We start from the raw sequence: 13060 nt of genomic DNA on the forward strand, positions 1-13060 counted from the left end.
TTTATGACTACATCTGATCAAATAAAGGATCTTGTAGAACGCCTTGGAGCGTTGAGGAGGTATCTTTGACATTGATGCCAAAACTATAGAAATTTCAAACGAAGAAGAAAAAACCTTCGATCCTAATTTTTGGAACGATTCAAAATCGGCCGAAATTATAATGAAATCGCTTCGCGAGAAGAAAAAATGGGTTCAGGATTATCAATCTGCCAAAACCTTAGTTGAAGATTTAGAAGTCTTTTATGAGTTTTACAAAGCTGAAGAAGTTTCTGCCAATGAATTAAATGCTCATTTTGAAAAGACTCTAGAGTTAATTGAGCGTTTAGAGTTTAAAAATATGCTTTCGGATGAAGGTGATAGTTTAAGTGCTGTACTTCAAATTACGGCAGGTGCTGGCGGAACTGAATCTTGTGATTGGGCAAGTATGCTGATGCGCATGTATTTAATGTATGCCGAAAAAAGCGGGTTTAAAGTAAAAGAACTCAATTTTCAAGAAGGCGATGTGGCAGGTATTAAAACCGTTACTTTAGAAATTGAAGGAGATTATGCCTTTGGTTGGCTTAAAGGCGAGAATGGTGTACATCGATTGGTTCGAATTTCTCCATTTGACAGTAACGCTAAACGCCATACCAGTTTTGCATCGGTGTATGTTTATCCTTTAGTTGATGATACCATTGAAATTGATATCAACCCAGCAGATATTGAAATTACTACGGCGCGTTCTAGTGGTGCCGGTGGACAAAACGTGAATAAAGTTGAAACGAAAGTTCAATTAACACATAAACCCACTGGTATTCAAATTTCCTGTTCTGAAACACGTTCACAACATGATAATAGGGCTCGTGCTTTACAAATGCTTAAATCACAACTTTACGAAATAGAGCTTCAAAAACAGCTATCCCAGCGTGATGATATTGAAGCTGAAAAAATGAAAATTGAATGGGGTAGTCAGATTCGCAACTATGTTTTACACCCTTATAAATTAATAAAAGATGTAAGAACTGGTCATGAAACCGGTAATGTCGATGCGGTTTTAGATGGCGACATTGAAGCTTTTCTAAAAGCGTATTTAATGATGATGGGACAAAAAGAAGAAGACACCAATACATTATGAAAATGAAACCGAAATTGAAGTTGAAACCTGAAATAATATAGCAATGAAAATTTCTAAAACAAATTCAAGTTCAAATTTAAATTCAGTTTAAAAATATGAAACAGATTGATACCATTATTTTCGACCTTGGTGGCGTTTTAATTGATTGGAATCCAGAATACGTTTATTTAGATGTGTTTAATGGAGATCGAGAAAAAATGCAATGGTTTTTTGACAACATTTGCACACACGATTGGAATGAAAATCAAGATGCTGGTTATCCATTAGCTAAAGCTACAGAAGAACGTGTAGCCTTATTTCCTGAACATGAAGATCATATTCGAATGTATTATGGTCGTTGGGTCGAAATGTTGGGTGATGCGATTGATGGAACAGTGAAAATTCTTGAACAATTAGTTAATAATAAAGAGTATAAAGTTGTGGCGCTAACCAATTGGAGTCATGAAACTTTCCCCATAGCTTTAGAGCGCTTCGAATTTTTACATTGGTTCGAAGGCATTGTCGTTTCAGGTACAGAGCAAACTAGAAAACCATTTAGAGAAATATATGAACTAACACTTAACAGGTTTAACATTCAGGCTGAAAAGGCCATTTTCATTGACGATAATTTAAGAAATATCAACGCAGCCAATGAAATAGGTATTAACGGCATACATTTTAAAAACCCTGAACACCTCAAAGAACAATTAAAAACTTATAGCATTAATTTATAATATGATTGAAATTTATCACAACCCTAGATGTAGTAAGTCTAGAGAAGGACTTCAACTTTTAGAAGATTCAAATAAAGATTTTAAAATAATAAAGTATTTGGATGAAGAATTAACCAAAAAAGACTTGAAGCATATTATTTCATTATTGGGGATTAAACCTATAGAGTTGGTAAGAACCAATGAAGCCATCTGGAAGACCAAATACAAATCAAAAAAACTCTCAGATACTCAAGTCATAGAAGCTTTGGTTGAAAACCCCAGACTCATTGAAAGGCCAATTATAATCAATGGTGGAAAAGCTGTCATTGGCAGGCCATCAGCCAAAATATTGGATATCATTTAGCTCAAATTCTGACGTAATTCTTTTAACACAATTTTAACCCTTCACCACTAAACCTAGGAATACTTTTACAGTCCAACTGAAAAAAGTAAACCATCAATAATGAGAAAAATCACATTTGCCTTAATTTGTATATTAACTTTTACAACAGTTTTTGCACAAAATCAACAGCCTACTAGCCCACAATCACCTGGCGAAAAAACAACTAAAATCATCACAAATGAAGTCAGAGATATTACTGTTACTGGTAAAGTCATTGACAAAGATGTAAATCTACCTTTAGAATATGCGACGGTAGCCTTTTTCAGTAGAAAAGAAAATAAAATAGTAACAGGGGGAATAACTGATATTGATGGTAATTTTTCAATTCCTGTGCCCACTGGAACATATGACATTACTGTTGAATATATCTCCTATCAGAAAAAAACAATTCCAAATCGAAGTCTTACTTCTGATACCGATTTAGGTGTTTTAGGAATCGCAATAAACGTAGAATCCCTTAATGCTGTTGAAGTTATAGCAGAACGAACTACAGTTGAGATAAAATTAGATAAAAAAATATATAACGTTGGAAAAGACTTAACCGTAAGAGGCGGTACCGTTAGTGATGTGCTTGACAATGTTCCTTCTGTTTCAGTTGATGTTGAAGGTAATGTGTCTTTAAGAGGAAATGACAACGTAAGAATTTTAATCAACGGTAAGCCTTCTGGTTTGGTTGGATTAAATTCTACAGATGCCCTACGTCAATTACCAGCAGAATCTATTGAGCGTGTAGAAGTCATCACCTCTCCCTCTGCCAGATATGATGCAGAAGGAACTGCAGGAATATTAAACATTATCTTAAGAAGAAGTAAACTACAAGGTCTTAACGGTGCGATTACGGCAAATGCCGGCCACCCTACTTCGGCAGGAATATCCGGAAATATAAATTATAGAACTGGTGATTTCAACTTTTTCAACACCTCTGGTTTCAGCTATAACGAATCTCCTGGTTTATCAAAAACAAGAACCGAATATTTTAATGGTATTGATCCTAGTACGTTTTTAAATGAAACTAGAAACTCTAATCGCGAAAGACAAGGTTTTAATACAAATCTTGGAGTCGAGTGGTACATTAATGATACGGCCTCATTAACAACATCGTTCTTATATAGAGACAGTGATCAAAATAACGAGAGTACAAATACAATTAATGAGTTAGATAGCAATGGTAATTTAATTAATCAATCCATTCGATTCGATCCAGAAGATGAAACCGATAAAACCATTCAATATTCTGTAAATTTTGATAAGCAATTTGGTGGTAATAGCGAACATAAACTTACAATGGATTTTCAATTTGAAACAAGTGATGAAATTGAAAAATCTATAATAGCACAAGATGGAGATGACGCAGAGCGTGTGCAAACCATTGAAAATCAAAGAGAAGTATTATTACAGAGTGACTACGTAAGACCAATAGGTGAAAATAGTCAGTTTGAATTTGGTTATCGCGGTAACTTTAACGAATTAGACACTGATTATACTCTAGAATTTAATGAAAATGGAGACTACGTTCTGGATACTGATGTAAGCAATAATTTAGTTTATCGTGAATATATTAATGCGCTTTACACACAATTTGGAAGCAAAATAAAAGATAAGTTTTCGTTCCTTTTAGGCTTACGTATGGAATCAACTCGAATTTCGATTAATCAAAAAACGAGTAATGATTTTGAAAGAAAAAATTATGTTGGCCTTTTCCCAACGGTAAATCTAGGTTATGAGATTTCTGATAAACAAAGTTTAACGCTCGGGTACAATAGACGAATTAGACGTCCGCGCTCTAGATTTATTAACCCATTCCCATCTCGTACCAGTGCTACAAATTTGTTTCAAGGAAATCCAGATGTTGACCCAAGTTATTCAAATTCATTTGATCTTGGTTATTTAAATAGATTAGGAAAATTAACTTTAAACTCATCAATCTATTTTCAGCATGCTACTGACGTGTTTACGTTTATCACTGAAGACACCGGAGACACTGCAATTGTTGGTGGAACAGAAGTTCCAGTGATCAGACGTTTTCCTATCAACCTTGCAACTAATGATCGCTATGGTTTTGAATTTACATTAACTTACCGTCCTACCAAAAAATGGAATATCAATGGTAACTTTAATTTATTTCAATCCATAACTAAAGGCGATTATAACGGAACCAGTTTTGATGCCGAAAACTTAAGCTGGTTTGTGAGATTGAATAATAAATACACTTTACCTGGAAATATTGATTGGCAAACACGTGTATTTTATATGGGGCCAAGTGAGGATGCACAAAACAAATCCAAAGGTATGTTCTCAACTGATTTAGCTTTTAGTAAGGATTTATTTAAAGATCAAGCTTCCATTACTTTTAATGTAAGTGATTTGTTTAATTCAAGAAAGCGTCAAACTACCTCTACTACTCCAACTTTTATTGGCTATAGTGAATTTCAATGGAGACAACGTAGTTTTAACTTGTCGTTTACCTATAGATTTAATCAACAAAAGAAACAACAACGTGAGCGTGGTCAAGGACCACAAGATGGCGGCGATGATTTTGAATTTGAAGGATAGATTTATCTGAAAAACTAATAGAAAATAAAAAAGGGAACCAAATTGGTTCCCTTTTATTATGTTTAACACTAATTATTAGCTATTTGCAGCTTCACGTTTTGCTTTTCGTTCTTCTCTCATTTCTTTTAAACGCTCAATTAATGAACCGCCAATCCAATAAGGAATCACAAACGTGATTAAAAAAATCATTAACCAAAAACCGATGGTTAAAATGGTTAAAAACGCTAAAAATCCTAAATATTGATCAAATTCAAACATAATAATGGTTCATTTTTTAAACTATGGCAAAGATATAATAAAGCATTTTGTTTTACAATACAAAATTTAAGATTTATTAACAGGGTTTTTAAAAGTTAAACTCGGCATCCTAATTTAAATTAGGCTGTGGTGTCATACGTAAATAAGGTTTAATTTCAATATGCCCCTTTGGAAACAAACTGGGAATATCTTCATTTGCTACAGAAGGTACAATTACACAGTCTTCACCATTATTCCAGTTGGCAGGAGTAGCAACCTTATGATAAGCCGTAAGCTGTAAAGAATCTATAACTCGTAATAATTCATCAAAATTACGGCCCGTTGAAGCGGGATAAGTAATCATTAATTTCACCTTTTTATCAGGATCAATCACAAATACAGATCGCACGGTAGCCTTTTCATCTGCGTTAGGATGAATCATATCATATAAAACAGCGACTTTTCGATCTTCATCTGCAATAATTGGAAAATTGACCGTTGTGTTTTGTGTTTCGTTAATGTCACTAATCCAACCGCGATGAGATTGCAAACCATCAACACTTAAAGCCACTACTTTCACATTTCGCTTTTCAAATTCTTTTTTATATTTAGCTACTGTACCTAACTCTGTTGTACAAACTGGTGTATAATCTGCTGGATGTGAAAATAAAACTCCCCAACTATTACCCAACCAATCATGAAAAATAATTTCACCTTCTGAAGATTGCGCAGTAAAGTTTGGGGCTTCGTCTCCTAATCTAATTGATGCCATTTTTATATTTTTTAAATTATACAATAATTATCCATTAAAGATAAACATAAATCTATTGAAAATGAAGGGATTGAAAGATTTAAGTGGTTTAAAATGTCCATTTAAAATAATCAAACAAAACTTAAACTGGTTTAATTTCACTGTAAAAAGCCGTAACTTTGTTCTAGATTTAAAAGACCTTTAGTTTATGAATTATAGAATTGAAAAAGACACCATGGGCAAGGTAGAAGTACCTGCGGATAAATTATGGGGAGCACAAACAGAACGCTCTAGAAACAATTTCAAAATTGGTGCTCCGGCTTCAATGCCATTAGAAATTATTTATGGTTTTGCCTATCTTAAAAAAGCAGCAGCATTCACTAATTGTGAACTTGGTGTGCTTTCTGAAGAAAAGCGAGATTTAATTGCCAATGTTTGTGATGAAATTTTGGATGGTAAGCACGATGATCAATTTCCTTTAGTGATATGGCAAACGGGTTCAGGCACACAAAGTAACATGAACGTGAATGAAGTTATTGCGAACAGAGCACAACAATTGGCAGGTCGTGTCATTGGTGATGGTGAAAAAGTGATTCAACCTAATGACGATGTTAATAAATCACAATCCTCTAATGATACATTTCCGACTGGAATGCACATAGCTGCTTATAAAAAAATAGCTGATGTCACTATTCCTGGGGTTATTAAATTGAGAAATACCTTACATGAAAAGTCAATTGCATTTAAAGACTGCGTTAAAATTGGACGAACGCATTTAATGGACGCAACACCACTTACACTTGGACAGGAATTTTCAGGCTATGTGTCTCAATTAGATCACGGACTCAAAGCTTTAGAAAATACAATGCCCCATTTAGCAGAATTGGCATTAGGTGGAACTGCTGTAGGAACTGGATTAAATACGCCTAAAGGATACGATGTTTTAGTTGCTAAATATATTGCTCAATTTACTGGATTGCCTTTTATTACGGCCGAAAATAAATTTGAAGCTCTTGCTGCGCACGACGCATTAGTTGAAACTCACGGTGCCTTAAAACAATTAGCGGTATCCCTCAATAAAATTGCTAACGATATTAGAATGATGGCTTCAGGGCCTAGAAGTGGGATTGGAGAAATTATCATACCTGCCAACGAACCAGGAAGTTCAATCATGCCAGGCAAAGTCAATCCAACACAGTGTGAGGCATTAACTATGGTTTGCGCACAAGTAATGGGTAATGATGTGGCCGTAACCGTTGGTGGAACACAAGGTCATTATGAACTGAATGTTTTTAAACCCATGATGGCGGCCAATGTTTTGGAATCAGCTCAATTATTAGGTGACGCTTGCGTAAGTTTTGAAGAACATTGTGCTGTAGGAATAGAGCCAAATCATCAAGTGATAAAACAATTGCTAAACAATTCGCTAATGTTGGTTACGGCACTTAATACCAAAATCGGGTATTACAAAGCGGCTGAAATTGCAAATACTGCTCATAAAAATGGAACTACTTTAAAAGAAGAAGCCATAAACTTAGGGTATGTTACTGCAGATGAGTATGATAAATGGGTAAAACCTGAAGATATGGTGGGTGGTCTGAAATAAAATATTATCTTAGGGAAATTAATTAATCCTCTTAATACTTCCCTATGAAGCAGACTTTACTTTCAATTTTATTAGGCATAATAATCAGTCCGAGCTTATTTTCGCAAATCACCTTCAGTAAATTTAGTATTTCAAGTAACAGTGTTGAACCATATACAATAGCTTCAGGCCATTTAACAAAAGACCAATTTTTAGATATTGCTATAGGTACAGATGCGGGTAGTACTGTAGAATGGTATAAGAATAAAGGTGATGGTACTTTTGAGGCAGGGATTACCCTAACTGCATTAGCCCCAGATGATTTATCGAAAGTTCAAGGAATTGCTATTGCCGATATTAATGGTGATGGATATAATGATATTTTGGCCTCAAGTTATGCTAATGACAAGTTGGTTTGGTTTGAAAACAATGAAGATGAAACTTTTCAAAATGCCGTAACAATTTCATCTGATCTTAAAAGCGCAGGTGCGATTATTGTTACTAATCTGGACAATGATGTCAACGGTTATTTAGACGTTATAATTTCGGTGTATGGCGATGGAGATGTGACCGATAGTGTTGTATATATGCTTGGAAATGGAGACGGTACTTTTGGTGTAAAGCGTTTTATATCACCCGAAACTGACGGAACAGGACCTGGGCCAATCAACATTATGGATTTTGATAATGATGGGGATATCGATGTTCTTGTCGCCCTCATTGATAGTGGGGAAATTAAAGTTTATGATAATAGACTTATCCCTGATGGAATTGATGGTAGTGGCAACATCCCTTTCGTAGCCTATACCAATGCCGTCGATACTGGAAATGGTTTTCTGTTTAATTCCATAAATTTTGCAGACATAAACGATGATGGAAGAGTAGACATTATTAAATCAGATTATTTACGCCAAGATGGAATTTCAGGGATTGCTTGGTATTCATATGACAACAGTGATCCAAGTAATGAGCCATTTCCGTTAACTACAACTACCTGGACTGAACATCACGTGAGTACCTCATTATTAAGAACAGGCACTGCGTCGGTAGCTAAGTTCTATGACGATTTAAATAGTGTTCTTGACGATCCTAAAAATGATCTTATTGTAACTAATGGTCGTCAGACTGATAACGATTTAGTTTGGTTTCAAAGTGATAATGCTGGTGGACTTGGATCTGAAACTTTAATTAATGATGATCAACCATCAATATTTGATATTGAAATACAGGACTTTGATAATGATGGTGATTTAGATTTTGTAACTGTGAGTTATTTATCAGATCAAGTAAGCTTATTTATTAATGACCTAATTACTTTAAGTGATGAAGGTGTTTCTGATAAAAATATTCTAATCTACCCAAATCCAACAAAAACAGAATTAAATTTCAAAGGGTTTTCTGAAAATGTCGATGTAACGGTTTATGATATTTTGGGTAAAAATGTTATGAATGAATCCTTAAAAATAAATGCGTCATTAGACGTTTCTAAACTTCACAATGGAATATATATTTTAAAGTTGAAGGGGTTTGACTCAACTTATAAATTTGTAAAAGAATAATTCATTTCATTAGAAAATCAAAACGTCAACTTAATAAGTTGACGTTTTTTTATTCTTAAAAAAATAATCAACTTTGAAAAAAATAAAGTTTTGACTATTCTTATTAAAAACATAAAGGAATTACTTCAGGTTAGAGAGCCTAATATTGCTATAGTGAAGGGTGAAGACATGAAACATCTTCCAACACTAAAAAATGCATATCTACTAATTGAAAATGATACCATTGTACAATTCGGTCCCATGGACGATTGCATCGGTATTGAGGCAAACAAGATAATTGATGCCAATGGAAAAACAGTGCTTCCTGCGTGGTGTGATTCTCATTCCCATTTGGTCTATACAGGCGATCGCACCCAAGAGTTTGTGGATCGAATTAATGGTCTAAGCTATGAAGAAATTGCCAATCGTGGTGGAGGAATTTTAAATTCAGCTGAAAAACTTCAACAAACAAACGAAGACGATTTATTTGAACAATCATTAAAACGACTTGAACTTGTTGCCAATCAAGGTACAGGAGCCATTGAAATAAAATCGGGCTACGGACTTACAATAGAAGCCGAACTCAAAATGTTAAGAGTCATTAAACGATTAAAAAAGCACTCACAAGTAAAAATAATTCCAACCCTTTTAGCCGCACATGCTGTTCCAAAAGCTTATAAAAATGATAAGCAAGGATTTTTAGATTTAGTTATTAATGAACTTATTCCCAAGGTAAAAAAGGAAGAACTTTCCAATTATATTGATGTGTTTTGTGAAAATGGGTATTTTGATCTTGATGATACCGAACAAATTTTGAAAGCCGGAAAAGCTCATGATATGATCCCAAAAATACATGTCAATCAATTCAACGCGTTTGGTGGCGTTGCTTTGGCTGTAAAATATAATGCCTTGTCAGTTGATCATCTTGAAGAATTGAACCCTGATGACATGGATGCCCTTAAAGGAAGTAATACTATGCCGGTTGCATTGCCCAGTTGCTCTTATTTTTTAAGTATTCCCTACACACCTGCTCGTAAACTAATTGATGCTGGTCTTCCATTAGCACTTGCAACTGATTATAATCCAGGTTCTACACCTAGTGGTAACATGAATTTCGTTATAAGTACTGCCTGTATTAAAATGAAAATGACACCTGAAGAAGCCATTAATGCGGCTACTATTAATGGGGCCTACGCTATGGGAATTAGTAATTTGTATGGAAGTATAACTAAAGGTAAAAAAGCCAATTTAATTATCACTAATGAAATTCCAAGCTATGCTTATATGCCTTACGCCTTTGGGGATAACCATATTGATAGCGTAATTATTAACGGTACAATTATTAAATAAAAAGCCCGAAAGGAAAACCTATCGGGCTTTTCAAAAAAATCAATTGTTTTTATTTTAGTGTAAACTCTGTAGTCGACACTAATTCTTTTTTATTAAATACGTTTACAGTGTATTTCCCTTTGATGAATTCATCATTTGGAGCAACAAACTCACAAATATTCAAGTTTCTATTTTCATAGTTGAATTTACTTATTAAACTGTAGTTTAATACTTGATCTCCAAACTGAATTTGCTCATTTGCCCCTAAAACATTGTCTTTAGGATCCAAAACCTGAACATATAATTCTTTGTCTCCTGCTCCAACTAAAGTGTTTTTAGCAACAGTATAACAAACTCTAATTTTATCACTTCGGCTAGCACGTTCGGTTGGTATCAATTTACCTGAACTTCTTTCAATAACTCCAAATCCTTTTAGTCCTACAGTCTGTAATACGGCAGCATTTTCCATAACGGTCGCCAATTCAGTGTTTTGAACTAATAATGAATCAGTAAACATGGTTCGTTCTGCAAGTTGAACTTGTGTACTATCTAATGAAGTTGCCAATAATGAATTTTCTACTTTAAGTTTTTCATTTTCGGTTAACAACACATCCATTTCTTCTTGTAAGGCAAGAAATTTCTTTTTGTAACTCCATAAACTAGCTACACTATTTTGTGAAATTTTTAAAGAGTCCATTAATCCTTGAATTCGAGCTCTCGCTTCAACTAAATCTTGATTAGCAGCTTCATTTTCACCTATGACAATGTCGTATTGTTTTGCCATTGTACTCAAATCGGCCATAACTTGTTCTTTCTCTTTAATTAAGGTTGCTTCAGTTTCTTTTTTATCCTTGTACAATTTGGAAGTATAAACTCCTGTACCGATAAACAAGGCTAATAAAATACCTATGGCTACTTTTAACCCTGTGCTTTTGTTGTTGTTTGTATTCTCCATGAGATTTTGTTTAAATTTTGTAATTAAATTAATCAATAACATTCGATGCTAAAAATAAAATATATGTATTTTTAAATAAATTTTAAATCCGTAATGGACAACCTTGTTTTATTTAATAAAAACGACTTAAAAAGTCTTTTAAAAAATCGTTCTGGTGAATCCAAGTTTGGAAAACATATTCATTTACTTTCTAACTTCAATTCTATATACGATGAGATTTTAAATTTGGACGTTACCTATGTCATTTTTGGTATAAAAGAAGATATTGGGGTATTTGCTAACTATGGTAACGTAGGAACGTCTAGAGCGTGGGATGCAGTTTTAAAGCCTTTATTGAACATTCAAAGTAATGAGTTTACACATGCCAATAAAGTACTTATACTTGGTCATTTAGATTATTCTAAATCATTAGAAAAGTTGAAAGAATTAAATCAAAGTCAAAAGAAACATATTCAAAAGGCACGAAAAAAAGTTGCTAAAATTGACAATGATGTTTCTGAATTAGTATATCAAATTGTAAAAGCTGGTAAAATTCCAATTATAATTGGAGGTGGCCACAACAATGCGTATGGTAATATTAAAGGGACTTCGCTTGCCTTAAAAGAGCCTATAAATGTGGTAAACTTTGACGCTCATTCTGATTTTAGAATCGAAGAAGGAAGGCATAGTGGCAACGGATTCACATATGCGCTACATGAAGGTTTTTTAGATCAATATTTTATTTTTGGTCTACATGAAAATTATACTCCACAGGAGATTTTTCAGACATTGAACAAAAACAAGCAAATTCATTATAACACATTTGAATCAATTGCAATCAGAAAAGAGAGGAAATTTAAAAAAGAACTCGAAAACGCATTAGAAATTGTATCTACACGTTCATTTGGAGTTGAATTTGATTGTGATGCCGTTGAAAATATACCGAGCAGTGCAATGACCCCAAGTGGTTTCAATACTATAAAAGCGCGAAGATATGTACATTTTTTTTCTCAAAACAAAAATGCCAAGTACCTTCATATTTGTGAAGCTTCACCAACTCAAGAAACCGAAACTCAAATTGGTAAATTCATTACTTATTTAATTACAGATTTTATTAGAGCCAATGCCAGTTAATATCTTACCATTTAATCAGAACTATGCTAGTAACTTTTATGATCTCAATATTGAGTGGTTAAAAACGTTTTTCTATGTTGAACCATTTGATGAAGAGGTATTAAGCAAACCTCAAGAGTATATCATTAATAAGGGAGGTCATATTTTTTTTGCGCAAATAAACAATGAAATTGTAGGTACAGTAGCTCTAATGCCAACTAACAATCCAAAAGTATTTGAACTCACAAAAATGGCTGTTTCACCCCAACATCGTGGACTTCAGATTGGTCAATTGCTCATGCAGCATTGCATTGATTTTTCTAACAATGTTGAAATTGAGTCACTTATGCTCTATTCTAACAGAATTTTGAAGAATGCCATTTATATTTATAAAAAATATGGTTTTGTTGAAATACCAATTGAGAAAAATTCTCCCTACAAACGTAGTAACATAAAAATGATTTTAAGCCTTAAACCAGAATAACCAATGTTGTTAATAATAATGATAACATTTTTATTATGAAACAGTTACCAAATTAAATAAAATTGTATATTTGGACATGTTAACCCTACTATCAACTTAGTTATGTCCACTATATTGAGCATTCTCTACGCTTTGGTAAGCACTTCACAATTGACTATTATTCTTATAATAACGGCTACGGTATTTTTGTTCTTTATAATAATAGCAGTGATAAAAATGTATAAGCTTAAAGCAGAAAACAAGAAATTAACTGAAATGAATTCTTCAATTGACGAAAGTTATAAAGATTTTACAGATGGTCATCTGTATGAAAATAAATAGTAAATA

Annotated in this window: 13 protein-coding genes; 10 read left to right on the forward strand and 3 right to left on the reverse strand. The window is 33.6% G+C overall.

What is annotated here, in order from left to right; translation table 11 throughout:
* Positions 1–3 precede the first annotated feature (3 nt).
* From prfB to ACFO5O_RS06690, 4 genes are all read left to right on the forward strand, one after another.
* Positions 4–1114, forward strand: a protein-coding gene (gene prfB, locus ACFO5O_RS06675; RefSeq protein ID WP_387962141.1) for a peptide chain release factor 2 whose coding sequence is annotated in 2 segments (ribosomal slippage) — positions 4–66 and positions 68–1114 — 1110 coding nt in all. Because the reading frame shifts where the segments join, the coding sequence is not laid out codon by codon here.
* Between the two features lie 95 nt (positions 1115–1209).
* The gene (locus tag ACFO5O_RS06680) at positions 1210–1827 is read left to right on the forward strand and encodes an HAD family hydrolase (protein WP_387962143.1); all 618 of its coding nucleotides are present in this window, start codon (positions 1210–1212) and stop codon (positions 1825–1827) included.
* Position 1828: 1 nt separating this feature from the next.
* The gene (gene arsC, locus ACFO5O_RS06685) at positions 1829–2170 is read left to right on the forward strand and encodes an arsenate reductase (glutaredoxin) (RefSeq protein WP_387962145.1); all 342 of its coding nucleotides are present in this window, start codon (positions 1829–1831) and stop codon (positions 2168–2170) included.
* 99 nt (positions 2171–2269) lie between these two features.
* Positions 2270–4762, forward strand: coding sequence for a TonB-dependent receptor domain-containing protein (locus ACFO5O_RS06690; RefSeq protein WP_387962147.1), 2493 nt, complete (start codon positions 2270–2272; stop codon positions 4760–4762).
* Between the two features lie 75 nt (positions 4763–4837).
* On the opposite strand, the gene ACFO5O_RS06695 is transcribed toward ACFO5O_RS06690, so the two are convergent.
* Complete coding sequence (locus ACFO5O_RS06695) at positions 4838–5020, reverse strand: hypothetical protein (RefSeq protein WP_387962149.1); 183 nt, start codon at positions 5018–5020, stop codon at positions 4838–4840.
* 109 nt (positions 5021–5129) lie between these two features.
* Positions 5130–5771, reverse strand: a complete 642-nt coding sequence (locus tag ACFO5O_RS06700; protein ID WP_387962151.1) for a peroxiredoxin — start codon at positions 5769–5771, stop codon at positions 5130–5132.
* A 187-nt stretch (positions 5772–5958) separates the two neighbouring features.
* Between ACFO5O_RS06700 and fumC the strand changes: the two genes are divergently transcribed.
* From fumC to hutI, 3 genes are all read left to right on the forward strand, one after another.
* Positions 5959–7356, forward strand: a complete 1398-nt coding sequence (gene fumC, locus ACFO5O_RS06705; RefSeq protein ID WP_387962153.1) for a class II fumarate hydratase — start codon at positions 5959–5961, stop codon at positions 7354–7356.
* A gap of 44 nt (positions 7357–7400) precedes the next feature.
* Positions 7401–8894, forward strand: coding sequence for a T9SS type A sorting domain-containing protein (locus tag ACFO5O_RS06710; protein WP_387962155.1), 1494 nt, complete (start codon positions 7401–7403; stop codon positions 8892–8894).
* Positions 8895–8984: 90 nt separating this feature from the next.
* On the forward strand, positions 8985–10223 hold the full coding sequence (gene hutI, locus ACFO5O_RS06715; protein WP_387962157.1) for an imidazolonepropionase: 1239 nt from the start codon (positions 8985–8987) through the stop codon (positions 10221–10223).
* A 49-nt stretch (positions 10224–10272) separates the two neighbouring features.
* Here hutI and ACFO5O_RS06720 read toward each other — a convergent pair whose 3' ends face one another.
* A complete protein-coding gene (locus tag ACFO5O_RS06720; RefSeq protein WP_387962159.1) occupies positions 10273–11157 on the reverse strand; it encodes a chromosome partitioning protein ParA in 885 nt (294 codons plus the stop codon).
* Between the two features lie 93 nt (positions 11158–11250).
* Here ACFO5O_RS06720 and ACFO5O_RS06725 point away from each other — a divergent pair, with 93 nt between their 5' ends.
* The 3 genes from ACFO5O_RS06725 to ACFO5O_RS06735 all read left to right on the forward strand — a co-directional run bounded on the left by ACFO5O_RS06725 (position 11251) and on the right by ACFO5O_RS06735 (position 13054).
* Complete coding sequence (locus tag ACFO5O_RS06725; protein WP_387962161.1) at positions 11251–12270, forward strand: formimidoylglutamase; 1020 nt, start codon at positions 11251–11253, stop codon at positions 12268–12270.
* Positions 12260–12733 (forward strand): GNAT family N-acetyltransferase, encoded by a 474-nt coding sequence (locus ACFO5O_RS06730; RefSeq protein ID WP_387962163.1) that lies wholly within the window; start codon positions 12260–12262, stop codon positions 12731–12733. Before ACFO5O_RS06725 ends, ACFO5O_RS06730 begins: the two co-directional genes overlap by 11 nt.
* Positions 12734–12835: 102 nt before the next feature.
* Positions 12836–13054, forward strand: a complete 219-nt coding sequence (locus ACFO5O_RS06735) for a hypothetical protein (protein ID WP_387962165.1) — start codon at positions 12836–12838, stop codon at positions 13052–13054.
* Positions 13055–13060: the final 6 nt, after the last annotated feature.

This window comes from Geojedonia litorea, assembly GCF_042654525.1.
Classification (GTDB): domain Bacteria; phylum Bacteroidota; class Bacteroidia; order Flavobacteriales; family Flavobacteriaceae; genus Geojedonia; species Geojedonia litorea.

Bases quoted from the DNA above. Each gene is read 5' to 3' on its own strand.
- ACFO5O_RS06695 (WP_387962149.1), bottom strand. From the start codon at position 5,020: ATGTTTGAATTTGATCAATATTTAGGATTTTTAGCGTTTTTAACCATT.
- ACFO5O_RS06730 (WP_387962163.1), top strand. From the start codon at position 12,260: ATGCCAGTTAATATCTTACCATTTAATCAGAACTATGCTAGTAACTTT.
- ACFO5O_RS06725 (WP_387962161.1), top strand. From the start codon at position 11,251: ATGGACAACCTTGTTTTATTTAATAAAAACGACTTAAAAAGTCTTTTA.
- ACFO5O_RS06690 (WP_387962147.1), top strand. From the start codon at position 2,270: ATGAGAAAAATCACATTTGCCTTAATTTGTATATTAACTTTTACAACA.
- arsC (WP_387962145.1), top strand. From the start codon at position 1,829: ATGATTGAAATTTATCACAACCCTAGATGTAGTAAGTCTAGAGAAGGA.
- ACFO5O_RS06680 (WP_387962143.1), top strand. From the start codon at position 1,210: ATGAAACAGATTGATACCATTATTTTCGACCTTGGTGGCGTTTTAATT.
- ACFO5O_RS06720 (WP_387962159.1), bottom strand. From the start codon at position 11,157: ATGGAGAATACAAACAACAACAAAAGCACAGGGTTAAAAGTAGCCATA.
- fumC (WP_387962153.1), top strand. From the start codon at position 5,959: ATGAATTATAGAATTGAAAAAGACACCATGGGCAAGGTAGAAGTACCT.
- ACFO5O_RS06700 (WP_387962151.1), bottom strand. From the start codon at position 5,771: ATGGCATCAATTAGATTAGGAGACGAAGCCCCAAACTTTACTGCGCAA.
- ACFO5O_RS06735 (WP_387962165.1), top strand. From the start codon at position 12,836: ATGTCCACTATATTGAGCATTCTCTACGCTTTGGTAAGCACTTCACAA.
- ACFO5O_RS06710 (WP_387962155.1), top strand. From the start codon at position 7,401: ATGAAGCAGACTTTACTTTCAATTTTATTAGGCATAATAATCAGTCCG.